The organism is Psychroflexus tropicus DSM 15496 (assembly GCF_000378765.1).
Lineage (GTDB): Bacteria > Bacteroidota > Bacteroidia > Flavobacteriales > Flavobacteriaceae > Psychroflexus > Psychroflexus tropicus.
Genome location: NZ_KB905342.1, coordinates 559,764 through 584,327 on the forward strand (window position 1 = coordinate 559,764; position 24,564 = coordinate 584,327).

The 24,564-nt window shown below is 37.8% G+C and carries 21 protein-coding genes; 13 read left to right on the forward strand and 8 right to left on the reverse strand.

The window, feature by feature from the left end:
- Positions 1–25: 25 nt before the first annotated feature.
- The 5 genes from purH to cysQ all read right to left on the reverse strand — a co-directional run bounded on the left by purH (position 26) and on the right by cysQ (position 5,324).
- A complete protein-coding gene (gene purH / locus F598_RS0102490) occupies positions 26–1,558 on the reverse strand; it encodes a bifunctional phosphoribosylaminoimidazolecarboxamide formyltransferase/IMP cyclohydrolase (RefSeq protein ID WP_019037440.1) in 1,533 nt (510 codons plus the stop codon).
- Positions 1,559–1,715: 157 nt separating this feature from the next.
- Positions 1,716–2,972, reverse strand: a complete 1,257-nt coding sequence (locus F598_RS0102495) for a sulfate adenylyltransferase subunit 1 (RefSeq protein ID WP_019037441.1) — start codon at positions 2,970–2,972, stop codon at positions 1,716–1,718.
- 51 nt (positions 2,973–3,023) lie between these two features.
- Positions 3,024–3,929 carry a sulfate adenylyltransferase subunit CysD gene (gene cysD / locus F598_RS0102500; protein ID WP_019037442.1) on the reverse strand — a complete coding sequence of 302 codons (906 nt, stop codon included), beginning with the start codon at positions 3,927–3,929 and terminating at the stop codon, positions 3,024–3,026.
- 4 nt (positions 3,930–3,933) lie between these two features.
- A complete protein-coding gene (cysC, locus tag F598_RS0102505) occupies positions 3,934–4,527 on the reverse strand; it encodes an adenylyl-sulfate kinase (RefSeq protein ID WP_019037443.1) in 594 nt (197 codons plus the stop codon).
- Positions 4,524–5,324 (reverse strand): 3'(2'),5'-bisphosphate nucleotidase CysQ, encoded by an 801-nt coding sequence (gene cysQ / locus F598_RS0102510; RefSeq protein ID WP_019037444.1) that lies wholly within the window; start codon positions 5,322–5,324, stop codon positions 4,524–4,526. Before cysQ ends, cysC begins: the two co-directional genes overlap by 4 nt.
- A gap of 241 nt (positions 5,325–5,565) precedes the next feature.
- Here cysQ and F598_RS0102515 point away from each other — a divergent pair, with 241 nt between their 5' ends.
- The 3 genes from F598_RS0102515 (at position 5,566) to F598_RS0102525 (ending at position 9,491) form a co-directional block, all read left to right on the forward strand.
- Positions 5,566–6,294 carry a DUF547 domain-containing protein gene (locus tag F598_RS0102515; protein WP_019037445.1) on the forward strand — a complete coding sequence of 243 codons (729 nt, stop codon included), beginning with the start codon at positions 5,566–5,568 and terminating at the stop codon, positions 6,292–6,294.
- Between the two features lie 192 nt (positions 6,295–6,486).
- Positions 6,487–7,791 carry an NAD(P)/FAD-dependent oxidoreductase gene (locus F598_RS0102520; RefSeq protein WP_019037446.1) on the forward strand — a complete coding sequence of 435 codons (1,305 nt, stop codon included), beginning with the start codon at positions 6,487–6,489 and terminating at the stop codon, positions 7,789–7,791.
- Positions 7,792–7,898: 107 nt separating this feature from the next.
- Complete coding sequence (locus F598_RS0102525; RefSeq protein ID WP_026302470.1) at positions 7,899–9,491, forward strand: 4Fe-4S binding protein; 1,593 nt, start codon at positions 7,899–7,901, stop codon at positions 9,489–9,491.
- Here F598_RS0102525 and F598_RS0102530 read toward each other — a convergent pair.
- Positions 9,488–10,645: a serine hydrolase domain-containing protein gene (locus F598_RS0102530; RefSeq protein ID WP_019037448.1), complete on the reverse strand. Its 1,158-nt coding sequence runs from the start codon at positions 10,643–10,645 to the stop codon at positions 9,488–9,490. The genes F598_RS0102525 and F598_RS0102530 overlap by 4 nt on opposite strands.
- A 477-nt stretch (positions 10,646–11,122) precedes the next feature.
- Here F598_RS0102530 and F598_RS0102535 point away from each other — a divergent pair, with 477 nt between their 5' ends.
- The 9 genes from F598_RS0102535 to F598_RS0102580 all read left to right on the forward strand — a co-directional run bounded on the left by F598_RS0102535 (position 11,123) and on the right by F598_RS0102580 (position 22,003).
- The gene (locus F598_RS0102535; RefSeq protein ID WP_019037449.1) at positions 11,123–11,491 is read left to right on the forward strand and encodes a DUF6567 family protein; all 369 of its coding nucleotides are present in this window, start codon (positions 11,123–11,125) and stop codon (positions 11,489–11,491) included.
- 1,163 nt (positions 11,492–12,654) lie between these two features.
- Complete coding sequence (locus F598_RS0102545; RefSeq protein ID WP_019037451.1) at positions 12,655–15,831, forward strand: type ISP restriction/modification enzyme; 3,177 nt, start codon at positions 12,655–12,657, stop codon at positions 15,829–15,831.
- Complete coding sequence (locus F598_RS0102550; protein WP_019037452.1) at positions 15,828–16,757, forward strand: hypothetical protein; 930 nt, start codon at positions 15,828–15,830, stop codon at positions 16,755–16,757. The genes F598_RS0102545 and F598_RS0102550 overlap by 4 nt, the downstream gene beginning before the upstream one ends.
- A gap of 278 nt (positions 16,758–17,035) precedes the next feature.
- On the forward strand, positions 17,036–17,761 hold the full coding sequence (locus F598_RS0102555) for an outer membrane beta-barrel protein (RefSeq protein ID WP_033408235.1): 726 nt from the start codon (positions 17,036–17,038) through the stop codon (positions 17,759–17,761).
- Positions 17,762–17,915: 154 nt separating this feature from the next.
- The gene (locus F598_RS14840; protein WP_019037454.1) at positions 17,916–19,013 is read left to right on the forward strand and encodes a TlpA disulfide reductase family protein; all 1,098 of its coding nucleotides are present in this window, start codon (positions 17,916–17,918) and stop codon (positions 19,011–19,013) included.
- Positions 19,014–19,161: 148 nt separating this feature from the next.
- Complete coding sequence (locus F598_RS0102565; RefSeq protein WP_019037455.1) at positions 19,162–19,641, forward strand: hypothetical protein; 480 nt, start codon at positions 19,162–19,164, stop codon at positions 19,639–19,641.
- A gap of 243 nt (positions 19,642–19,884) precedes the next feature.
- Positions 19,885–20,532, forward strand: coding sequence for a hypothetical protein (locus F598_RS14845; RefSeq protein ID WP_019037456.1), 648 nt, complete (start codon positions 19,885–19,887; stop codon positions 20,530–20,532).
- Positions 20,533–20,646: 114 nt separating this feature from the next.
- Complete coding sequence (locus F598_RS0102575) at positions 20,647–21,324, forward strand: hypothetical protein (protein ID WP_019037457.1); 678 nt, start codon at positions 20,647–20,649, stop codon at positions 21,322–21,324.
- Between the two features lie 214 nt (positions 21,325–21,538).
- Positions 21,539–22,003, forward strand: a complete 465-nt coding sequence (locus tag F598_RS0102580; protein WP_033408322.1) for a hypothetical protein — start codon at positions 21,539–21,541, stop codon at positions 22,001–22,003.
- A gap of 90 nt (positions 22,004–22,093) precedes the next feature.
- On the opposite strand, the gene F598_RS0102585 is transcribed toward F598_RS0102580, so the two are convergent.
- Both F598_RS0102585 and F598_RS0102590 read right to left on the reverse strand, forming a co-directional pair.
- On the reverse strand, positions 22,094–23,086 hold the full coding sequence (locus F598_RS0102585; protein WP_019037459.1) for a fasciclin domain-containing protein: 993 nt from the start codon (positions 23,084–23,086) through the stop codon (positions 22,094–22,096).
- A gap of 13 nt (positions 23,087–23,099) precedes the next feature.
- On the reverse strand, positions 23,100–23,972 hold the full coding sequence (locus F598_RS0102590; protein WP_157594932.1) for a transporter: 873 nt from the start codon (positions 23,970–23,972) through the stop codon (positions 23,100–23,102).
- A gap of 83 nt (positions 23,973–24,055) precedes the next feature.
- On the opposite strand from F598_RS0102590, the gene F598_RS14850 reads away from it, so the two are divergent.
- Positions 24,056–24,514, forward strand: coding sequence for a toxin-antitoxin system YwqK family antitoxin (locus F598_RS14850; protein WP_019037461.1), 459 nt, complete (start codon positions 24,056–24,058; stop codon positions 24,512–24,514).
- The last annotated feature ends 50 nt before the right edge of the window (positions 24,515–24,564 follow it).

The window sequence follows — 24,564 nt, forward strand, 5'->3', positions numbered from 1 at the left end:
ATTTATGAAGGATAAAGTTAATTATTTAATGCTTAAAATGACGTGTTCCTGTCATTACCATAGAAATTTTATTTTCGTTACAATAATCGATGCTTAACTGGTCTTTAATAGAGCCTCCGGGCTGGATGACAGAAGTGATTCCAGCTTTACCTGCAATTTCTACACAATCTGGGAATGGAAAGAAAGCATCACTGGCCATGACCGCATTTTTAAGATCGAATTTAAAGTTGAGCGCTTTTTCAATAGCATGTTCTAAGGCATCTACTCTGGAGGTTTGACCAGTACCACTAGCCAGAAGTTGCTTATCTTTCGCTAAGACGATAGTATTGGACTTAGTGTGTTTGCAGATTTTTGAAGCAAATAACAGATCTTCCGTTTGTTCGTCGCTTGGCGCTAAAGTCGTTGCTGTTTTAAGATCAGCTTTCGCATCAGTTTTAATGTCGCGGTCCTGAACTAAGACCCCGTTAAGACAGGTTCTGACGATTTTATCGTCAAATTGAGTGATCTTTTGAACCAGTAGTATTCTATTTTTCTTTTGAGTCAAAATAGTTTTGGCGTCCTCGCTAAAGCCAGGGGCGATGACCACTTCACAAAACAAGTTGTGAATCTCTTCGGCTGTCGCTTTATCAATTTCAGTATTAGCGATGAGAATTCCTCCAAAAGCTGAAACGGGATCTCCGGCTAAGGCATCTAAGTAAGCTCGATGTATAGTTTCTCTTTGCGCCAGGCCACAGGCATTGTTATGTTTTAAAATGGCAAACGTGGGAGCTTCATCGGTAAACTCAGACATTAAATTGACGGCGGCATCCACGTCCAATAAGTTGTTGTAAGACAATTCTTTGCCATGAAGCTTGTCGAACACCTTATCAAAATCTCCAAAGAAAAAGCCTTGTTGGTGTGGGTTTTCTCCATAACGCAGTTCAACGCCTTTGTCAAAGCTTTGCTTATGGATCGGAATCTGCTCCGAAGTATTGAAGTAATTAAAAATAGCAGTATCGTAATGCGACGAAATTTGAAAAGCTTTGGCTGCAAAATTCTTTCGCTCGGCAAGTGTAGTTGTTCCTTTGGAGGTATTCAAAATATTTAAAAAGGGAGTGTAATCTGCCCTGGAAGAGACACAAAGCACATCTTTAAAATTTTTGGCCGCAGCTCTGATTAAAGAAATCCCACCGATATCTATTTTTTCGATGATATCCTGTTCATCTGCCCCTGAAGCTACGGTATCTTCAAACGGGTATAGGTCTACGATAACGAGATCGATTTGAGGGATGTCAAATGACTTCAATTCTTCCTGATCCTGAGCGTTATCGCCACGATTTAAAATCCCACCAAAAACTTTAGGGTGTAAGGTTTTGACGCGTCCTCCAAGAATGGATGGGTAAGAGGTAATATCTTCTACAGGAATAACGTCAATTCCAAGATCCTTTATAAATTTTTCTGTTCCACCAGTGGAGTAAATTTGCACACCAAGCTGATCCAACTTTTCAACAATTGGTTGTAAGCCATCTTTGTGAAAAACAGAGATCAAAGCTGATTTAATTCCTTTGTCTTGAGCCATTTTTGAGATACGTTTTTAGATGCTGCAAAAGTAGGACTTTGTTAAGGAATAACTAATTGTTGTTTCTCAATTATTTATAAAAAAAGTAAAGACCTCACAGTCCCAAAGTTTCGGGACTGTGAGGTCTTTTTCAAAATAACAAGACTATACTTTGAATTTACACAATCATTCCTGCAGCAACTGTTTCTTTAGTGGACTCATCAACAAGAATAATACTACCAGTATTGCGGTTGTCTCTATAGCTGTCCAGCATCAAACGATGTGAGGTCTTTAGTTTTATGCGAGCAATATCATTCATTTTTAGATCCTTGTCTTCATCATTTCTTTTGAAGGTGTTGACATCCATTTTGTACACCACTTCCTTGATCACGGCTTTTTGCTCATTAGAGGTGTGCATGATGCTATACTTGGTTCTTGGTTTTACTGGTGAATTATTCAACCAGCATAGCATCACATCAAATTCCTGAGAAAGCTCAGGTTGGTTATTCTTCTTCACAATCATATCTCCACGGCTAATGTCGATATCATCTTCCAGCGTCATAGCCACAGACATTGGTGCAAAGGCTTCTTCAACTTCTGCTTCGCCAGCATTTATGCTTTTGATTTTTGAATTGAATCCAGAAGGCAAGACCGATACTTCGTCACCAACACGATAAATGCCGCTGGCAATTCTGCCGGCATAACCTCTGTAATCTTCAAAGCCAGGACGCTGAGGTCTTAGCACAGTTTGCACTGGGAATCTCGCATCGATTTTATTGATATCACTGCTGATGTGAAGGGTTTCTAATTCGTGAAGCATTGGAGATCCTTGAAACCAGGACATGTTCTCAGACCGATTCACCACATTGTCACCATTGAGGGCAGAGATAGGAATGTAACGTACGTCTTTGATCAATAACTTAGAGGAGAACTCTTCAAACTGTTCAATAATAGAATTAAAAACCTCTTCAGAATAATCTACCAAATCCATTTTATTCACGCACACAATAATGTGAGGAATATTCAGTAAGGAGGCGATAAAGGTATGCCTCTTCGTCTGCTCGATAACGCCGTGTCTGGCATCGATGAGCACTACAGCCGCATTGGCTGTAGAAGCGCCGGTCACCATATTTCTAGTGTACTGAATATGACCAGGCGTATCGGCAATGATGAACTTTCGTTTGGGAGTGGTAAAATAACGGTAGGCTACGTCTATGGTAATACCTTGTTCTCTTTCGTCCTTAAGCCCATCAGTAAACATGGCCAGGTCTACGCCTTCAATTCCTTTTTGCTTGCTGGAATTTTCAACCGCTGCCAGTTGGTCTTCAAAAATGGACTTGGAATCGTAAAGTAATCGTCCTATAAGTGTGCTTTTTCCATCATCTACACTACCTGCAGTAGTGAATCTTAGCAATTGATTTGTATCTATTTTCATCGTATGAGTCAGTTTTGTAATCAGAATTTAAAATATTGAATTGAAAAAAGTCTAGAAGTAACCGTCTTTTTTACGGTCTTCCATGGCGGTTTCAGAACGTTTATCATCGCTTCGGTTGCCGCGTTCGGTTTCTCTCATGGTAGACACTTCTTCGACAATCTTTTCCATAGTATCCGCTTCAGATTCTATACCTCCAGTAATGGTGATATCCCCAAGGGTCCTAAAGCGTATTTTTTTCTTGACAATTTCTTCGTTAGATTCCAGAACAAGAAATTCAGAATTAGGAATCCAAGAGCCGTTTCTTTTTACGACCTCACGTTCATGAGCCAGGTAAAGTGAAGGGATTTCAATACCCTCCTTAGTGAGGTAATTCCACACGTCCATTTCGGTCCAGTTACTGATGGGGAAAGCTCTAAAATGCTCGCCTTCAAAGTACTTTCCATTTAATAAGTTCCACAGTTCCGGGCGTTGGTTCTTTGGGTCCCACTGTCCAAATTCATCTCTATGAGAAAAGAAGCGCTCTTTAGCTCTAGCTTTTTCTTCATCTCTTCGTCCACCGCCAATTGCACAATCGATTTTATGCTCTTCGATGGTGTCTAGTAGGGTGGTAATTTGCAGTGCATTACGGGTGGCGTTTTTTCCTTTTTCCTCGGCAACCCGTCCCGTGTCAATCGATTTTTGAACTGAGCCTACGATAAGATTCACCCCTAGTTTCTCCACTAAATCATCTCTAAATTGAATGGCTTCCGGAAAGTTATGGCCAGTGTCCACATGCATCAAAGCAAATGGGATTTTGGCTGGATGAAAGGCTTTTTTGGCCAAATGCGTGACCAGGATAGAATCTTTTCCACCAGAAAATAAAATGACTGGGTTTTGAAACTGAGCCCAGACTTCTCTTAAGATGAAAATGGCTTCAGACTCAAGCTCTTCTAAATAATTTAAATAATACGTGCTCATGAAATTATATTCTATGGGTTTCTTCTAAATAGCTAATGATATGCTGGACGGCTTCGTCCACTTGGGTGGTTTCAGTTTTGATATGAAGTTCTGGAGATTCTGGAGCCTCGTATGGTGCATCAATTCCCGTAAAATTTTTGATTTCTCCAGCTCTGGCCTTTTTATAGAGCCCTTTAACGTCTCGTTTTTCGCACTCTTCCAGGGAGGTTTCCACGAAAATTTCAATCAGATCCTTTTCGCCAACGATTTGTTTCACCTGCTCTCGATCAGAAATCAAAGGCGAAACGAATGCAGCGATGGTCACTATGCCAGCGTCGATAAATAATTTCCCAACCTCAGCAATACGTCTTAAGTTTTCCAGTCGGTCCTCTTTGGTAAACCCAAGTCCTTTATTGATTCCGCTGCGGATGTTATCTCCGTCCAGGGCATAGGTGCTGATGCCTTTATAGAACAACTCTTCTTCCACTTTGTTAGCAATAGTGGATTTACCAGACCCAGAAAGTCCTGTAAACCAAAGTACAAAGGACTCGTGTCCGTTGACTTTGTTTCGCTTAGCTCTGGAAATCTCATAATCGTGAATGACTATATTTTCGCTCATAGTTTAGTTTTAACGTGAAAGTATCCGTTTAGTAAATTTTCCCGGTTGTAAAGCATTTCTTCGTTGGTATCTAAGCTGATCACGTCCAATCCAACCGCTTTACAGATGGCTTGTCCAGCGGCTGTATCCCATTCCATCGTAGGCGCGTAGCGAGGATAGACATCGGCATTTCCTTCGGCGACCAAACAAAATTTTAAGGAGCTTCCTTTAGAAACAATATCCACCGGTTTGCTGTATTTCGTTTTGAGGTCTTTAATATAATCCAGAGTATCCTGATTCATGTGAGATCGGCTACCTACCACCCGAATAGGATTAGAATTCTGACTTGGTTTCAAAAGCTCAGCGTTTTTTAGCAGCGCTTCAACCGTATAATCCTGATGTGGAACTTCTACTTTATACGTGGTTTTAGAGGCTACATCTCCGACATAAAGCAAGCGTTGAGCTGGGACATAGATGACTCCAAACACAGGTCGCTGCTGATCTATCAAAGCAATGTTCACTGTAAATTCGCCGTTTTTCTTGATAAATTCCTTGGTGCCATCCAGCGGATCTACAATCCAGCACTGGCTCCAGGATTGACGGTCATTGTATTCAATTTCTTTATTTTCTTCACTTATTATGGGGAAAGAGGTGGTTTCCAAAAACGACATGATGATGGCGTTTGCCTTTTTATCGGCCAGAGTTAATGGAGACGCATCGTCTTTATATTCTACATCAAAATCCTCTTTATAAATTTCCATGATGGCTTCCCCTCCTTTTATGGAAGCTTCAATGGCTTTTATTTGGTTTTCGTTCATCAATGATGGGGTTGGTTATATGGTTTAAAATCGACTTTTTAGCCTATAAGTCAAGTAGTTGTAGTTTTTAATATAAATATTCGGCAAAAGTATATAATTTCTACCAATCTGGTAGACTATTCATTTTTGAATCCAATGAATTCTCTGTTAAATTTCTCCTGACTTTGATATAAGTTGAACGATGTTTGTCGACGATGAATGAACTTCGCCTTTTCAATTATCGTAAGTAATAAAAAACAACATGAAAACATTAAAACATTTATTCATTATATGCCTTCTTTCGTCATTAGGAACTACAGGATTTGCTCAAGATATTCATCAACATCTGCAATGGGATCAGCTGGTGAAATCTCACGTCGATAACGAAGGTAACGTTGATTATAAGGCTTTTAAAAGCAATGAAAAGGCCTTAGATGCTTACTTAAGGGTATTGGAACAAAACCCTCCAAAATTGTCCTGGACCACGAATCAAAAGAAAGCTTATTTGATCAATGCCTATAATGCTTTTACCGTAAAACTGATCGTGAAGCATTATCCGGTGGAGAGCATAAGAGCGATCGATGGCCGTTTTAGTAAACCCTTTACAACGGCTTTTGCTAAAATTGGGGATAAAGCATATTCATTAGACGATATCGAAAAAGGATTGCTTTTGAAAATGGGGGATCCCAGAGTGCATTTTGCTGTCAACTGCGCCTCAGAGTCTTGTCCAAAACTGGCCGATGAAGCTTTTCTGGCGACTACATTAGACCAGCAATTAGATCAGGCTGCTTATGACTTCGTCAATTCTGATAAAAACCAATTATCTGCTTCAGAAGTCAAATTATCAAAAATCTTTAAGTGGTATGCTTCCGATTTTGAATCTGAAGGAACATCAGTCATCCAATTCATCAATCAATATGCAGACACAAGCATCGATGAAGACGCGTCTATCGATTACTTAACCTATTCTTGGGAGCTAAACGGGCAGTAGCATCGTTTGTCTGCCATACAAAGGTTTTGATATAGTTTTGAAAGTAATGACTTCAGTATCAAAAACATCTAATAAAAACAGAGGTTAAGTTCAATGACTTTTAATGAAAAAGTCATTGACCATGATCGGATTGGATAAACTTTAGTAAATTCAGCATTCATCTGCAGATTACCCTAACTAAAATTAAAAGGTTTGAAACAAGAACACATCGTCATCATCGGAAATGGAATTGCTGGAGTGACTTTGGCCAGACATATCCGTAAGCTATCCGATAAACGGATCACCTTGATTTCTTCTGAAAGTGAACATTTCTTTTCACGTACGGCGCTTATGTACGTGTACATGGGACATATGAAATGGGATCACCTGAAGCCTTATGAAGATAAATTCTGGAAAAAAAACAGATTAGAGTTAAAACAGGCTTATGTCACTGAGGTCAACACCGACCAAAAACGACTAAAGCTGGAGTCCGGGGAGCTGTTTGCCTACGATAAACTGGTGATTGCCTGTGGTTCCAAATCCAATAAATTTGGCTGGCCGGGACAGGACGCTAAAGGAGTCCTTGGGCTTGTAAGCAAGCAGGATCTGGAAGAGCTAGAAGAATTGGCTCCCAACAACCAAGTCTGCAAACGTGCTGTGATTGTGGGTGGTGGTTTAATTGGTGTGGAGTTAGCCGAAATGCTGGCCACCAGAAATATACCCGTGACATTTCTAGTCCGTGAGCCTCATTTTTGGAATAATGTCCTGCCAGATGAAGAAGCTAAGCTCATCGACAGGCACATCCGAGAGCATCACATCGATCTTCGTTTAAGTTCCAATCTCGATGAGATTTTAACCGACGAACAGGGCAAAGTGAAAGGGGTGAAAATCAAAGAAACCGACGAAGTTGTGGACTGTGATGTCGTAGGCCTAACCCCCGGAGTTTCTCCCAATGTTGAGTTTTTGAAAAACAGTGCCATCGAATTGAATCGAGGGGTGTTAGTCAATAGACATTTGGAAACAAGCGTGACTGATGTGTACGCTATTGGTGATTGTGCCGAGCAACGCGAACCTATCGGCAACAGACCTGCGGTGGAAGCTGTTTGGTACACCGGAAGGATGATGGGAGAAACTTTGGCGCAGACGCTTTGTGGCAATCCTATGGAGTACAAACCGGGACATTGGTTTAACTCTGCTAAGTTTTTTGATATCGAGTACCAGACTTACGGCTGGGTATTTCCCAAACCTCCCGAAGGACATACCGATTTCTACTGGGAACACGAGGATGGCAAAAAATGCATCCATATCCAATACGAAAAAGGATCACGACAGTTTAAGGGTATCAATACCTTTGGAATACGACTTCGGCATGAGGTGTTTGACCACTGGCTAACCCAAAAGGCGACGGTAGATGAGGTGATTGACAACTTGAAGCTAGCTAATTTTGATCCCGAGTTTTATAAACATTATGAGAATGAGATTATCAACGTCTTTAGAACACAAAAAGCTGAAGTATAATATATGAACCAGACCTCAAAGTCCCCAAAGCTTTGGGGACTTTGAGGTCTCGAAAAAAACAAAACTTCACAAGCATCCAAAACCTGTGAGGTCTAAAAACTAAAATTATGAGTGCAAATTTAAACATGTCGGTCACCGGGAATGCTCCAGAGGCTTTGTCTATTCAACAAAAACTATCTAGTGCGCTTGGTCTTGCAGGACTTTTGATCATGAGTCTGTCTATAACCGATATCGGTTTCCAGCCCAAAACGCTCTGGTTAAGTCTGTCGTTAGGGATGGTAGCTGCGGGAATTGTTTGGTACAGCAAAGCCAGTTATGCGCATTTGCCTGAAGGCATTAAAAATGATGGGGTGTATTTTAAGTCCCTGACCAATCGGGGATTATGGGCCTATATTTTAGGTTTACTTCTCACAGGATTTTACGTGGTGCTATACTTTTACCCGAGTTTATTGGGGCTTAATAGCGAAGGGGAGAATACGGGAATCGTGGCATTGTTCGATCCGTTAAGTCAAGCCTTGAGCGGTAATCCCGCCAGCCAGTGGTTTGTGTATGGGACTCTGTATACGCTGGCTATCCTTGGTTTTGGAATTAAGTTTCTTTGGAAATACAGACATAACCGCTACCAGCGCCTAAGGACCTTTTCGGTGATGTTTTTTCAGCTGGGATTTGCCTTTATCATTCCGGAAGTTATGGCCAGACTCAATGGAGACGATTTTTCTTTGCCTTATTATAACCTGGTCAACATCTGGCCTTTGAACTATTACAACTTCGAGCAATACCGGGTCGATGAATTCATCAGCGCTGGTTCTGTAGGCATTGGCTTACTGATTTTTGGAGTGCTCTCGATTTTGGTGATTACCCCTATATTAACTTACAAATACGGTAAACGCTGGTACTGTTCCTGGGTCTGTGGCTGTGGAGGTCTGGCTGAAACTGCTGGCGATCCCTTCCGTCATTTGAGTGACAAGTCACAAAACGCCTGGAAACTCGAGCGTTGGCTGGTGCATACCGTGGTGGTATTTGTGGTGATTTCGACAACCGCTGTGGTATACTCTTATCTTAAGACCGATCAGTACTGGTTATCAGGAACGGCGTTTTTAATTAGCGTCGCTACTTTATTGACGATAGTTTTCAGTTGGGTGATGATTTACAAACGCCAAGAATTACAAAAGGATGCCAAATATGCTGCTATCGGATTCTTGGTGTTGATTCTAGCCTTAATCGGTTTACACTTTTCGGGAATGACCGATAAAATCTTTGTGTTTGAAGCAGAAACTTTAAGGTCTAGTTACGGGTTTGCGATTGGCGCGATATTTTCTGGGGTGGTAGGCGTTGGCTTTTACCCTATTTTTGGAAATCGGGTCTGGTGTCGATTTGGTTGCCCCATGGCCGCGATTTTAGGCTTTCAGCAGCGCTTGTTTTCAAAATTTAGAATCACGACCAACGGCGGGCAGTGCATTTCCTGTGGCAACTGTTCGACTTACTGCGAAATGGGTATCGACGTGCGAGCTTACGCCCAAAAAGGAGAAAATATCGTCAGATCCTCTTGTGTGGGTTGTGGCATTTGCGCTTCAGTGTGCCCAAGAGGCGTTTTAAAATTAGAAAACGACACCCCAGCTGGGCGAATCAATTCTCAGGAGGTTTTGTTAGGTAATGACGTTGATCTAATGGATTTGGTGAATCAGAACCAGAAAAACTAGTCAGCGTCTTCCAGCATTGTATAAGCCCCTTCCAGGTACTTATAAAAATCGGCGGGAAACACAGCCTTATCGGTTTTAGACGCTCGATGATGGCCTAAGCGAACGATTAACACATCATTTTTGGGATCGCCAATAACGTACTGTCCTAGAACGCCTTGCATTACGAAAAAAGGCCTACCGCCAATTTCCTCCAGCCAAAAACCATACCCGTATTCAGGATCATTTTTAAAGCGGGGTTGTATGCTTTTTTCTATAAAATTGGAGTTAAGCAGCTGCTTTCCGTTCCATTGGCCCTGATTCATGACCAGTAATCCCATTCTGGCAAAATCGCGAGCATTGGAGGCCAGGCAGCAGTAGGATTTCTCCATACCGCTTTCTTCACTGTCGAGCTGCCAGTAGGCAGGCTCTTCCATTCCCATGGGTTTCCAGAAGTTGTCGCTAAGGTAGTTGGATAAATGCTGACCAGTCGCCTTTTCTATCACCATCCCCAAAAGCTGGGTATTGCCACTGAGGTATTTAAATGCTTCTCCCGGTTGTTCGTCTACAGATAAGTCCAGGATTAACTCTCTTACATTGCTTTTGTAGTAAGCCTGGGCAGTAACCGAAAAAGGAGAGTAGTAATTTTCATTCCAATTGAGTCCAGAGGCCATCGAGGCCAGGTCGCCTACAGTGACCTGCTCGGCATATTCCCCTTTCAGGTTGGGAAAAAAGTCAGTGACCTTTTGGTCCAAACTTTCCACGTGGCCTTCTTCAATGGCTTTACCTAAAAGCAAAGTGGTAATACTTTTAGCCATAGAAAAGGAATTGGTATGCGAGTTGGGGCCATAGCCTTCAGTATAATATTCATGCCACAGCTGCCCGTCCTTAAAGATCAAATAGGCGATGCTGCCATAGGTCTCATGCGTCTGTTTCAGCTCTTCTGGCATTTCAACGCTTTTGTAATCTTCATGCTTGGCTAGGGGCTGTGGATTGGCATTCGCCACTGTCCGGTTATCAAAATAGGGATAATCGTCAATAAAGGCAGTATCATGACCGGTGAGATAAACCACGCGAACGCCTTTAAGCACATAGCCATAGCCTGTGGCATACAGTCCAATAACGATGAGGATGAGGATACCCGCCAACCATTTCAGTAACTTGAGAACTATTTTCATTCTATTGATTTTGGATAAAAATAGAAATTAGTTTTAATTATTTTAAAAAATAAATACAGACCCCTTTTAAAACCACCTGCACTGGCTAGTGAATAATTTATACTGAATTTGCTTACGTAAACTTGACGCCCTGAGATACATTGCTTAAAGCAATTGAGGAAGCTTTAAGATCCAGTTGGGATCGGCGAGGCAACTGAAGTGGAGAAGATGGCTTGTAGCTTTTATGAATATTAATATTTTTAAATTTACATAAGTTTATCCTCAACCGTATTTGTTAGGATTTAAATGTGTATGTTTATACCCACCAATCAACATAACGGGTCTTTTTACTGGAATTTTATATAATAACCTATAAAAAAGAACAAGTGGTTGAGGATATTATTAGTTATAAGCAAGTTGAAATATAATAACAATTAAAGTCTGAATAAACCGAAAAAAGACTAAAAATAGGAGTAGGTAAAAATTTAATAAATTAAAATGATTAAAAAATTTACAATTATCGCTGGCTTAGTAAGCACAGTTCTTCTCACGAGTTGCGCGGGGCATTATGGTTTAACAACCAATATTAACAATCATACAACTGAGGTTGTTTTAGCAGATAATAACTTTAAAGTTATTAGCAGTGTATCTGGTGACGCAAGCGTTACATATATTCTTGGTATCGGTGGTTTATCTAAAAAAGCATTAATAGCGGAAGCAAGAAAAGAAATGCTTGAGAAAGCAAATTTAGAAGGAAGTGCTAAAGCAATTATAAATGAAACGGTTGAAATTAAAGGGACAAGTTTCCCTTTTGTGGGAAAGAAAACTGTGACGGTTTCGGCACAAGTGATTGAATTTCTTGACTAATATTTATTCCTAAAATTACCCTGTATTTGATGTACAGGGTAATTAATTTATATCAAATCTAAGAGAGAAATTCAACTCTAAATTAGAATTACCTAAATATTTTAAATTTAACTATAAACTAAAACCTGCCTATAACAAATTATAACCGCAATCACGGCAGATTCGACAACGTTCGAATCCCTGTTTGCTGACAGGTAAATACTTGGAATTACTTAATTAAGTGCTTAACCACGCAACTAAACATACATAACGCTGTTATAAATAATTTCCGGACGAAAAAAAAGAAAATGAAATGTTTGATATGCTCCAATGAAATTTATGAGAAATATTGTTTCAAATGTCGGCAGCATCTGAAAAGTGAAAGGATTTCTACCAAATCGATTTTAGAAGATTTGTTTGGCAATCTTTTTTCATTAGAAAAATCGTTTTTTAAGAACATTAAAATTGCTTTATTAAGACCACAAAAACTTATACTAAATTATTGGAAAGGATTCAGAGGGTATTATTATAGTCCTGGCAAATTTTTAGTAATCGCATCATCTTTTTTAATCCAAATTTCTTAACATTCAACATAAAAGATGGAAAACCAAACTCTGTGATTTTAACAAGAGATAATCTGAATGTTGAAATAGAATTAAACGAGAGCGAGAAAAAACTATGAAAAGAAAGACTTTATTCCTAATCTGTGCAATTGTATCGGCGCTACTTTTTATTGGAATGCTTAGCGAAACGGATCCTAAAACTTTTTTCGGCTATTCTATAAGTATTTGGTTTTACACGGCATTTTGGCTGCTAAATACGTTTATTCTTGTAAAAGCATACCTCTCGTTACTTAAAACTGAAAAAGAAAAAAATTAAAGCTTTAGGTGGTGGACATTTGTTGACTCCAATCACATCCATATAAGTTTATCCTCAACCGTATATATTAGGATTTAAATGTGTATGTTTATACCGACCAACCAATTCAACTGGCCTTTTTACTGCAATCTTTTATGATAACCTATAAAAAAGTACAAGTGGTTGAGGATATTTACTAGTTGGGCAACATACAAAAAGCCCACCGCACAAACAGCACATTTGGTTTTTGCCGACACAAGAGCTAACGCTAAAAAAACCAAAAGAGCTGTTTTTTGCCAACGCTCTGACAGAAATTGAAAGAATAAATGACATTAGAACAATATATTGACAACTTAGACAAAAGGTACAGACTCGGAAACGCAACCGAACATACTTTTCGTGGCGACTTACAACAACTTTTGGAAAGTTTGGTGCCGACTATCAGAGCAACCAACGAACCGAAAAGACAGAGTTGCGGTGCACCTGACTACATTTTGACTAAAAAAGATATTCCTGTTGGATTTATAGAAGCTAAAGACATTGGGGACAAAGACCTTGACGGAACAAAGAAAACAGGAAACAAAGAGCAGTTTGACCGATACAAAGCTTCTCTAAACAATTTGATTTTTACGGACTACATCAACTTTCATCTGTACCGAGAAGGCGAATTCATTACAAAAATTGCCATTGCTGAAATAACCGACAAAGGCATAAAACCTTTGCCAGAGAACTTTGTAAACTTTGAAAATCTAATCAAAGACTTTTGCGTTCACGTTGGGCAAACAATAAAAAGTTCAAAAAAATTAGCAGAAATGATGGCGGGCAAAGCCCGCCTTCTTTCTGATATTATTGAAAAGTCGTTGACCAGTGATGAAGAAAATCAAGAGAACAGTACGCTAAAAGAGCAAATGTTGGCTTTCAAGCAAATTCTGATTCACGACATTACACCACAAGGTTTTGCAGACGTTTACGCTCAAACCATTGCTTACGGAATGTTTGCAGCTCGTTTGCACGACCCAACTTTGGATAATTTTAGCAGACAAGAAGCGGCTGAACTGATTCCAAAATCAAATCCTTTTTTAAGAAAACTCTTTGGTTACATTGCCGGACCAGACATTGACGACCGAATTAAATGGGTTGTAGAAAACCTTTCAGAAATCTTCTTGGCTTGTAACGTCAGCGACATTTTAAAGAACTACGGGAAAGCCACCAAAATGGAAGACCCGATTATTCACTTTTATGAAACATTTCTAAGCGAATACGACCCAAAATTGCGTAAATCTCGTGGCGTTTGGTACACACCGCAACCCGTTGTAAATTTCATTGTTCGGGCAGTTGACGACATTCTGAAAACGGAATTTGATTTACCGCAAGGTCTTGCTGACACTAGCAAAACAAGCATAAAAGTAAACACCCAAACCGCAGACAAGCGTTCAGCAACAGGTTACAAACAAATGGAACAAGAAGTACACAAAGTACAAATTCTTGACCCTGCCACAGGAACGGGAACTTTCTTGGCAGAAGTAGTAAAACACATTCACAAAAAATTTCAAGGACAACAAGGCATTTGGAGCAACTATGTAGAAACGCATTTATTGCCACGCTTGAACGGTTTTGAGTTGCTAATGGCTAGTTATGCAATGGCACATTTGAAATTGGATTTGCTTTTAACCGAAACAGGTTACAAACCTACCACCAACCAAAGATTTAGAGTTTACCTAACAAATAGTTTAGAAGAACACCACCAAGACACAGGAACTCTATTTGCAAATTGGTTGAGTACAGAAGCCAATGAAGCCAACCACATCAAACGAGATACACCTGTAATGTGTGTGATTGGAAATCCGCCATATAGCGGAGAAAGTGCCAATAAAGGCGAATGGATTATGAGCCTAATGGATGATTACAAAAAAGAACCAGGTGGAAAAGAAAAATTAAAAGAACGAAACCCAAAATGGATAAATGATGATTATGTAAAGTTTTTGAGATATGGTCAGCATTTTATTGAAAAAAATGGAAGCGGTGTTTTGGCTTTTATCAATCCACACGGATTTTTAGACAATCCAACTTTTAGGGGAATGCGTTGGAATTTACTGAAAACCTATGACAAAATTTATACAATAGATTTACACGGGAATAGCAAGAAAAAAGAAACTGCACCAGACGGAAGTGCAGACATTAATGTTTTTGATATTCAACAAGGCGTGTCTATTAATGTTTTTGTAAAAACAGGAAAAAAGAAAGCTAACGAATTAGGTAAAGTGCTCCATTATGACCTTTATGGAAAACGTGATTTTAAGTACGATTTTCTAAATGAAAACTCCATCCAATCTATTGAATTTAATGAATTACCAAATGTAGCACCAATGTATTTTATGGTGCAAAAGGATTTTGAAGCAAAAGCAGCTTATGACAAGGGATTTTCAATTAATGATTTATTTATAATTAATGGAGTTGGATTAACCACTGCACACGATGATTTTGTTATACAAGAAAACAAAGCAGAATTATTAGAATTTTATAAAAGATTCCAATCTTCACCAAGAGATGCCGAATTTTTGCATAAAGAATTCAACGTAAGAAAAAAGACAGGTTGGGATATATTACAAGGATATGACAACATAAAAAATGAAACTGATTTAAGTAAGTATATCGAACCTATTTCTTATCGACCTTTTGATAACCGCTTTGTTTTTTATGAAGATAAATTGGTTTGGCGAACAGTAAGAAAGGTCATGCAACACTTTATCAATGGTGAAAATATTGGCTTAGTTACTGCAAGAAGCAATAAATCTGAAAGTTGTGACCATTTTTATATTTCAAAAAATATAATGGAAACCAAATGCGGTGAGAGAACTACGCAATCGGCTATTTTCCCACTTTATATCTATCCCGAAACCAACGGACAACAAACCATTGACCAATCAACAGAAAGAACACCAAATCTAAAAGCTGAAATTGTAAGGCAAATTGCAGATAATTTGGCTTTAACTTTCACCAACGAGAAAGAAACCACCGAAAACACTTTTGCCCCAATTGACATTTTAGACTACATCTATGCGGTTTTGCATTCGCCAAGTTATAGAGAGAAATACAAAGAGTTTTTAAAAATAGATTTTCCAAGAGTGCCATATCCAAAAGACCAAGACACGTTTTGGCAATTGGTAAAATTAGGCGGAGAAATTCGCCAAATTCATTTGTTAGAAAGTCCAACCGTTGAGCAATATATTACGCAATATCCTATAGATGGCGATAATGTGGTTGGCAAACTCAAATATCAAGACGGTAAAGTTTACATCAACGACACGCAATATTTTGACAATGTTCCGCAAGTAGCTTGGGAGTTTTATATTGGCGGTTATCAACCCGCTCAAAAATGGCTCAAAGACCGTAAAGGCCGCAAATTAGAGTTTGACGATATTCTGCACTATCAAAAAATCATTGTGGCGCTATGCGAAACAGACCGATTGATGAAGGAGATTGATGAAATTGAGATAGTATGACCGTTCAGGAGTTAAGTAGAAAAATAAATAATGACATTCACAACAGAATGTTTCAACCTAATCACTTTAAAGAAGTTTTTGGTGATTATGAAAAGTGCTTTACGTCTTTAGACTTAATAGAAGATTGTCAAGATGCAATAGATGAATTCAAAGCAATTCCAGAGACTAAAATACCGAACCGTTCTGTTTTAAATATTTATGGCGTTCTGCAAGCTACATTTTGTCAACAAGATGGTCTATATGGCTTGTACCAAAATATTTCAAGAAAGAAATTCAAAAGTATTAGTGACTTCTTTACCCAATTTGACTTTGATAATAAAAACAGAGAAATAAGAAATGATATTGTAGGTCATCCATCTACAAGAAAAGTAAATGGTAAACCAGAATTTTATTTCATTGATAAGGGACCAAATTCAAAATATAAATTCAGTTATGCAGGTTATTCGCCAGATTTCGTAGTTAAAAAAGTAGACTTAAAGAAAATTATTGACGAACAAAATAACTTGGCAAATAACGTATTAATTAAAGTAATTAAAATGATTAACGAAAAGATAAACCAACATAAAGAAAAACATAAAAGCGAAAGTCTTCACTCAATTGTATCTACTCTAAACTATTCAATTCAGTTGATTAAAAGGGGCTATTCAGATACGCAAAGAGCATTTCAAGCAGAAGGAAATATTAAAATAGTCACTTCAAAAATGAAAGAAGTTGAAGAAGAACTAAAAAAAAGGTTCAGAAGCTCAATACCTGAAAGTGTGGAATACACATTAGGCAATATTTATTACATTTTAGAACAGATGGGAAATTGGTATGAAAACAATGAACTTTTAGGCAAAAAGGATGCTGAAATTTTTATGATAGCATTTGACAAGGAATTTGACGAATTGGGGATTATGCTAAAGGAAATTGATGAAGAATATTAATAGGTTGAATTATCCCGACGCTAAAAGCCATACACATTTGCAATTCGCACCAGCCGACACTCAAGCCAAAAATTGCAAAAGAGTATGTCTTTGCCAACGCTGACAGACGACCGAAAAAAAAGTACGACCGCACAACAATGGCTATACGTAATGCGGGCGAAAGTGCTGATATGAAAGTATTTACATTTGATAAACTAACTGCTAAACGGAAAGTGAAGTGCCTTGAAATCCCGCACTACGCATAGCCGAACCGTTAACCACGAATCCCAAACTATAAAATGAAACAAAAATTTTTACTGATTTTGATGATTGGTGTTTTAACCAAAATTTATTCACAAAACCAAAAAATAAATTTTGAATTATCTGCTGGACCAACATTATCAGTTCCAAAAACAAGTGAACTATCTAATTCAAATGTGGACGGAAGTCCTGAGATTAAATCCTCAATAAATATCGGTGCATTTATTTTGCCGAGTCTAAACTACAAGTTGAGTGAGAAATCTTCTCTTGACTTTGGAATTGGATTTTTTCTGGACAGATTTTCTATCGAAGACAAAATTGGTGTAGTTACGAATAAAGGAAATCGGAGTATTAGTCAAATCCAGACACCAATAAATTTCAATTTTCATTTTAGTCAAGATAAATCTTATCAATTTGGAATTGGAGGATTTGCTAGCTTTTTGCTATCTGCGAAAGAAAAGGGAGACACGACAGTAGACTTATCTCAGATTGATATATTTTATCCAAGCGAACCAGATGTTATTCCTAATATGAGTTTTAATAATGATCTTAAGGATGATTATAATTCAATAAGTTTTGGTGCGTTCATTCAATTAAAGAAAACTATATCCTTTTCGTCCAATAAACAAGGGTTTATTCTTCTGAGAATTAATCAATATTTTAATTCTATAAAAAATAATGATTCTGATTTGAACCAATTCTTTGAACTTAATAATGAAAAAGAACCTACAACACTAAATTTAGGTATGGGAATCATACTATAAGATATGCTACCACCGTATAAAATCAATTGTTTGTTAAAGCCTACCTTACAAGTCCCGATAAGTATTGGGAAGCGGACTTTATTTGCTAACATTTCTGCTTTAACAATCTACCATATATATACATAAACGCAAAATACAATAAATAAACTAACTAATGAAAAGAACAACACTAATCGGAATCTTAAGCTTTGTGACCCTATGTGGTTGCAATGAAAATAAAAAAGCAGTCGGAGATAATGAATTTGTACTTAAAGGAGAATTGGAGGGAATCGAAAATGAGAGTTGGATTTATTTGATGTTAAATGAAAAAATTGAAGATTCTACCAAAATAGAAAATGGTGAATTTTCAATGAAGGGGTATATAGAACACCCAAAGGAATATAATTTAATGGTTAAGAATAGTCAAAATTATTCAAGGCTTTGGTTAGAATCAGGAGAAATAATGTTTCAAGCAAAAGATGGTGAATTTGATGCTGCAACTATTTCAGGTTCAGATTCTCAAAAAGAAAGTGAGAAACTTTGGAAACCTATTTGGGAGTATAGAAAAAAAAGAGATAGTCTTTCTAAAATAGTTTATAACGATGAAATCAAGGATAGTTTAAAAATTATTGCAAAACCAGAATTGAAGAAGGTTATGCAAAATAGATTAAAAATTGAACGAGAGTTTATTAGAAATAACCCTCAATCTTTTGTGAGCGCAAGCACCCTTGACTTATATTCAACTTCGTTTTCAAACAAGACAGTTACAGAGTTATATAATAATTTTGACGAAAATGTTAAAAATTCAGTTTACGGGAAATCTATAAAGAGATTTTTAGAACTCTACAAAAACCCACAAATTGGAGATCCATATATTGACTTTTCAATGACCAATGAAAATGACGAGTTGGTTAAATTGTCTGATTTTGATGGGAAACTTATCTTATTGGATTTTTGGGCGTCTTGGTGTCGACCATGTATAGAGGAGTATCCCGCTCTCAAAAAAGCCTATTCTTCATTTAAAGAAGATGGATTTGAAATTGTTAGCATTTCCCAAGACCAAACCAAAAAAAGATGGCTAAAATCAATTGAGGAAAATGAGTTGAATTGGGTCAACCTATGGGAAGAAGAAGGAAGAAAAGCGGATCCGTATTTAATTTATGGTATTAGTGGAATCCCAGATAATTTTTTAATTGACAAAAATGGAATTATAGTCGCTCGGAACCTGAGAGGCGAAAATTTAATTCAAAAAGTAAAAGAAGTACTGGAATAACTCTAATTTCTATTAATACCTATAAGTAATGCCCTACTGGAGAGTGCGAAAAGCCAAATCGCCGTGCAACCTTTAAAAACTAGAAAAAAAAATCATAATTCTTTTATTATTAATTTCACTGATGTGTTGCAAAAATTCTAAAAACACGATGAGAACAAGCATTTTAGTATTCTTACTAGCTTTAAGCTATGCTTGTAGTGGACAAAACAATCTTGAACTGATTGAAAGTACTATATCAACACTTAAGACTAAATCTGCAAATCACGACGGAGTTGTTTTGAATACGTATTCCATTCGAGACCTCGACCATGACGGCATTTATGAGATTATTGAGACAAGTAATCGAATAGAATCAACTGCTATTGGGTTTCTTAATAGTGAATTATCAAATGCATTTGACTATCATAAACTATATGTCTTGGCTGAAAATAGATATTCAGAGTCGGAATCCGATTTAGGATATTTTCTACAAAATAAAATCCCGGAATATGAACTTTGGAAGCGATTGATTTTAAGTCCTGAAAATTTGAATTCCGATAGTAAAATGTTAGTAAAAGAAAATCAAGAGTATTTTCTAAAAGAAATCAATTGGATTTTGGATACTATCAATGAAAAAAGCAAAAAATAATTAATCATCAAATACCATATATAGTCATTACTTTTTATTTTTTAGTCAGCATAACTAATCGTATCAAAAACTCTAACCAAACAATCAACTTATGACACCTAAACACCTCCTCGCTGCTTTACTATTTGTCACCACCCTCACTTTTACAGCTTGTACCGAAGACGATGGGCCGTGTACAGAAACCGTTTGTCCCGATGGCTTTAATAACTGCTTTGAGCAACCTTGTAGTTAGTATGTAAGACGATGCCTCAATCTTATTTATACAAAGACTTTACTCGTAAAGCTGATGCAGAACTCAATCAAATTCTCATCGATAAGCACAAGTATACCAAAGAAGCGATTAGCACCGCTAAATTGGTTTTAGATAAACGTGTTTCTAGCCTGCCAAACAAAGAACAGAATTCTGTTGTGATGACAGAAGAATCATCTAAACAGACGAAGCAAAACGAAACCAGCTCCTTTTATTTTCAACAAACCGCTCCAGATGACATCCTGGAGAATAAAGAAGAAACGGCGATAGACCCTGATGCTCCAAGCTTATATTCAAAACGGGTTATACTCAGCTTTGCTGTACTTTTTTCTTCCATTTTTGGAGCAGTCTTGTTGATGTCCAATCTTAAACGAATGCAGGAGCAAAAAGCAAGGCTTCAGGTTTTGGTGTTTGGATTAATATATTTTGGACTTACACTATTCCTTGTCAATACCGTGGAGATATTCAGCAGATTTGTAATAGGTCTGAATATTATTGGGGCCATAATTTTGAATGAATACTTCTGGAATCAATATATAGGTAAAGACTTTAAACATTTTAAACCAAGCTGGGTTCTGCCTGCAATCATTTCTGTACTCATTTGTACTCCTATAATCATAGGAATGTTTTTCTTAGAATAAAATAAATCAATACACTATCGATTTAAAATGTCTAAGACTTTTAGTGTTACCTCAAAAATTTATATTTGCCATAATAAATGAGTTATAAGCTTCTTTTGATTCAGCCCCTCATCAATGACACATAGGTTTTACAGCAAGACTCCAAAAGAACAAAACCGCTTTCAGCTTTTTCTTGGCCTGGTCACCTTAGCCCTCATAGCTGCAGCTGTCGGCCTTGCTTTTTACACAGGGATTTACCTCATTGCCATCTTTAGCTTCATCATTACTCTATCTATCGTTGCTCCTTTTTTTGATATGCCCTCTATCAAAAAGAGCGGGAAAATGACTTATTATTCGGCCCTATTTATTGCCGAAAACCCTAAAAATGGAGTGATTACTATTCATGGGGGTACTTTGTTTGACTATTATTTTGTTCTCGACAGGCAGTCTAGTGGCCGGCAAAGAACAGCAATCATCATTCAGCAATACCTCGAAGGCCTCTTGTCTTTAATTGAAGAACAGGCCACGAATAAAGACCTCATTGTACGAGGCACTAGCTACATCCTAAACCAACGAACAGCAGAAAAATTAGGCTTTACTCAGGTTAAAGCAGATGGTCTACAGTACATGCTTCTTATTTATAATTACTTCAATCTTTTGCTCTCTAATTCAATGGCTAAAAACAAACTCGCCTTTCCCAGGCTAAACAATTCCAAAACCTTTGAAGCGGAAGTAAGTCAGCTGCTGGAAAGAAAGGAGTATATTGAAAGCTTAAACTGTTCCCTAAAAGCTTCTATTACTAAGGAGGTATAACCATGAAACTGCTTACTAAGAAAACTTCAGTCTCATAAATTGCACTCATCAGTTCTAATAATTGATATCATTGTTTACCTAAAAACGGCTGGAGTAATCTGGCCGTTTTTTTATACTTTCTTGTTTAAGAGATTCTCAATTTAATTTCAAAAAAAAGCTAATGAAAGTGAATATGATTTATATTTATAAAACAGAATCACTTCAAAAATCGAACATGAAAACACTCAAAATTAGCCTTGTTTTATCCGTCTTTCTTTTACTCACCTCCTGTGGGTTAAAACCTATCCCCTCTGCGTATAATTATACCAAGACAAGTATGCAAAACATAAAGCCGGATGACTTAGGGGAAGGCAGTGTGCTTATTTATAATGGAGCTGATCTTCTGCATAAAATGGACAATACCGCGCGCTTAAACGTCTGGATTGATGATAAGCCTTTGGGACAGTTAGGTCCCAGTGAATACCTTATCATTGACCTGGAAGAGGGGAAACATTATTTCGAAGTCCTACATAAAGATGTAGTGAATATGAGAAGTAATCATAATGTGGAGATCACCGAGTCGACTAAAATTATAAAAATTAAGCCTAATTTGACTTCAAATACGCTAGAGGTTACCAATGTGATGCCGAAAAATTTTGATAAGTTCAGATACGTTCCTCAAAGAACTACTCAGCAATAAGTCATCTATCAAGGGCTAAGCGTTTAGCATAAAAAAAACTGCGATGAGTAACATCGCAGTTTGTTTGAACTAAAAAATAAACAAAACCAATTATAAGTTAGGGAGCAACACCTGATCAATCACGTGAATCACTCCATTTACAGCCTGTACATCGGGAATGCCCATGTTAGCAGGATTTTCATTTCCTACCCCTTGAACTGTCAATACACCATTGGTATAGGCTCCTAATGTAAGTGGATCGCCTCCTAAAGGGGTGATCGTCCCCTGAGATAATTCTGAGGTGAACTGTCCACCATTGGCTACCACATGATTAAGAAGTACAGCTTGAACCGTTTCCTTTGGTAATTGTCTGATGTCTGCTGGCTCTTCAAACGTAAGCCCTAAGGCAGCACCGAGGTTAATGAAAGCCTGGTCTGTAGGAGCAAACACTGTAAAAGAAGGACTGCCTTCAGAAGCGGTGAGCGCTTCGGCTAATTCTGCATAAAGTACTGCCTCTACCAAAAAGGTCAATTCAGGATTGACAAACACGTTGGAATTTTGAAGGGCTAAAGCTGACTGAACAATATCTCCACCTGTGGCGATCATCACTTTGTCAATAACGTGTACTGTGCCGTTGCTGGCATCGATATCTGTAGCTAATATTTTTGAACCATTGATGAATAATTCACCATCCCGCTCAATAAATCGTCTGTTCACTCCAAGTAAGGAAGCAGCAGATCCTCCTGCTTCAATATTAGAAGACAGTAAATCCCCATTAGAGGTGTGATACAATAGAGTACTGGTTAAGAAATCATCCTGTAAGACTCCTAAAGTTTCTTCATTGAGGCCTAACCTGTCAAAAGCACTATTGGTAGGAGCAAACACTGTATAGCTTCCAGAAGGATCGTTGGGATTGGAGTTACTCAAGGTCACTGCTAATCCACCTTGAACCGCTGCAGCTTCTAGTGTACTAAAATCAGAATTTGATACAGCAATATTGGCGATAGATGGGGTTTCATCTTCGTAGTTGGATTCGTTTTCGCAACTTGATATTCCTAAGGCTAAAACCATTAGGAAAGTGATTTTTAATAGTTGTGTTTTCATGATTTGATATGTTTTAAAATGAATAAGTAAGTCCTGCTGAGTAACCGGTAGCTTTACCGATATTTCGTCCAGCAAGTATTTGTCCTACACCTACCGAAGCACCAAGCTTATCGGCAAAAGGAACGTAAATATTGGCGCCAAGAATCGTATAACTGACTTCTGCAGCTGGGAAAAAACCTGTAAAGCCTTCACCTAGAATATCGACACCAGAAGTTGATTTTTGAGAACCTAAATAGACATCTCCATAGATGTTTTCTCCGGCGTAGCCTACTTTCAATTGAGAGAGTAGAGCATTAGGTACGTCGTTATTACGGATACTATAACCGAATTGTCCAGTTGCAAAAAGGCCATTCTGTAACTTGTAAGTGGCTATACCAATCGTATTGAACCTTGTCGACCCATTCCCGATAGCCAGGATGGATTGTAGTCCCTCGTCCACTTCATAATCAGATAATGGAGTTTCAATTCCTACAGAACCGATCAAGTCTAAATTTCCTGTTCCTAACTCCAAGCTCGTGACCAAATATTTTAAGTGAATACCCAGATCTTGTAGGCCGTTTCTTGAATTTTCAAAACCGGTTTCATCCAAAACCGCCTGAGAGGCTTCTCCTTCAGCATCTATATAAGGGATACTAAGAGTCACATTAAAACGGTCTGATAAACCAACCTCCGTATACAAATTGAAACTTGAAAGGGACTTTTCATTAAAGACAGGAACTCCATCTATTTCTGAAGGGACTAGCAGTACCTTGTCGAAACTTTCGTAATTGTAGGATAAGGATACGGCACCTTCTCCTGAGTTTTGCATAAATCCAGAAACTGGACTTTGCGCAGTGACATGTAATGAGAACATTCCAAGCGCAAGTAAAATGATTTTTGTTTTCATGATATATATTTTACTGTAGTTACGAGGTTTTTATGCTTTGGGTTCAACAACCACATATAAATTTTTTTCGTAGGTATTTAAAAATGAAAATCTATATCACCCTCATTTGTTTACTCATTAGTCTTTCCGGAGGAAGATTGGATTATGTCAAATCCTTTTATGATAATGGGAATTTGAAGGCAGAAGGTTGGATAAAAAATGAACTCAAACAGAACTATTGGTATTATTACTATCCGCAGGGCCATGTAAAATCCAAAGGGAAATTTCAGGACAATAAAAAAGCAGGATATTGGTTTTATTATAATGAAACAGGCTTAAAAACCAAAGAGGGTCACTACAAAAACGGTATGGCTACTTCCTGGTGGAACTACTATAAAGAAGATACCATAGTGTCTGTGGAGCTGGTAGATGGTAAAAGAGAAGGCTTAGCCCTATATAAAGTCAATGGTAAACCTGTAAAAGCCGAGTATTACGTAAAGGGCGAAAGGACACACGAATGGTTTAGCCTTAAAGAATTTAGAGAAAACCCTATTGACTTATAAAATTAATCCTATTTCCATTTTAACTGCTACAATTTTTGTTTATTAGCCAC

Coding starts and splice junctions, on each gene's coding strand:
- purH (WP_019037440.1), bottom strand. CDS start 1,558: ATGGCTCAAGACAAAGGAATTAAATCAGCTTTGATCTCTGTTTTTCAC.
- F598_RS14845 (WP_019037456.1), top strand. CDS start 19,885: ATGCCTCAATCTTATTTATACAAAGACTTTACTCGTAAAGCTGATGCA.
- F598_RS0102515 (WP_019037445.1), top strand. CDS start 5,566: ATGAAAACATTAAAACATTTATTCATTATATGCCTTCTTTCGTCATTA.
- F598_RS0102535 (WP_019037449.1), top strand. CDS start 11,123: ATGATTAAAAAATTTACAATTATCGCTGGCTTAGTAAGCACAGTTCTT.
- cysD (WP_019037442.1), bottom strand. CDS start 3,929: ATGAGCACGTATTATTTAAATTATTTAGAAGAGCTTGAGTCTGAAGCC.
- F598_RS14840 (WP_019037454.1), top strand. CDS start 17,916: ATGAAAAGAACAACACTAATCGGAATCTTAAGCTTTGTGACCCTATGT.
- F598_RS0102525 (WP_026302470.1), top strand. CDS start 7,899: ATGAGTGCAAATTTAAACATGTCGGTCACCGGGAATGCTCCAGAGGCT.
- F598_RS0102585 (WP_019037459.1), bottom strand. CDS start 23,086: ATGAAAACACAACTATTAAAAATCACTTTCCTAATGGTTTTAGCCTTA.
- F598_RS0102575 (WP_019037457.1), top strand. CDS start 20,647: ATGACACATAGGTTTTACAGCAAGACTCCAAAAGAACAAAACCGCTTT.
- F598_RS0102555 (WP_033408235.1), top strand. CDS start 17,036: ATGAAACAAAAATTTTTACTGATTTTGATGATTGGTGTTTTAACCAAA.
- F598_RS0102495 (WP_019037441.1), bottom strand. CDS start 2,972: ATGAAAATAGATACAAATCAATTGCTAAGATTCACTACTGCAGGTAGT.
- F598_RS0102545 (WP_019037451.1), top strand. CDS start 12,655: ATGACATTAGAACAATATATTGACAACTTAGACAAAAGGTACAGACTC.
- F598_RS0102580 (WP_033408322.1), top strand. CDS start 21,539: ATGAAAACACTCAAAATTAGCCTTGTTTTATCCGTCTTTCTTTTACTC.
- F598_RS0102590 (WP_157594932.1), bottom strand. CDS start 23,972: ATGAAAACAAAAATCATTTTACTTGCGCTTGGAATGTTCTCATTACAT.
- F598_RS0102550 (WP_019037452.1), top strand. CDS start 15,828: ATGACCGTTCAGGAGTTAAGTAGAAAAATAAATAATGACATTCACAAC.
- F598_RS14850 (WP_019037461.1), top strand. CDS start 24,056: ATGAAAATCTATATCACCCTCATTTGTTTACTCATTAGTCTTTCCGGA.
- cysQ (WP_019037444.1), bottom strand. CDS start 5,324: ATGAACGAAAACCAAATAAAAGCCATTGAAGCTTCCATAAAAGGAGGG.
- F598_RS0102565 (WP_019037455.1), top strand. CDS start 19,162: ATGAGAACAAGCATTTTAGTATTCTTACTAGCTTTAAGCTATGCTTGT.
- F598_RS0102530 (WP_019037448.1), bottom strand. CDS start 10,645: ATGAAAATAGTTCTCAAGTTACTGAAATGGTTGGCGGGTATCCTCATC.
- cysC (WP_019037443.1), bottom strand. CDS start 4,527: ATGAGCGAAAATATAGTCATTCACGATTATGAGATTTCCAGAGCTAAG.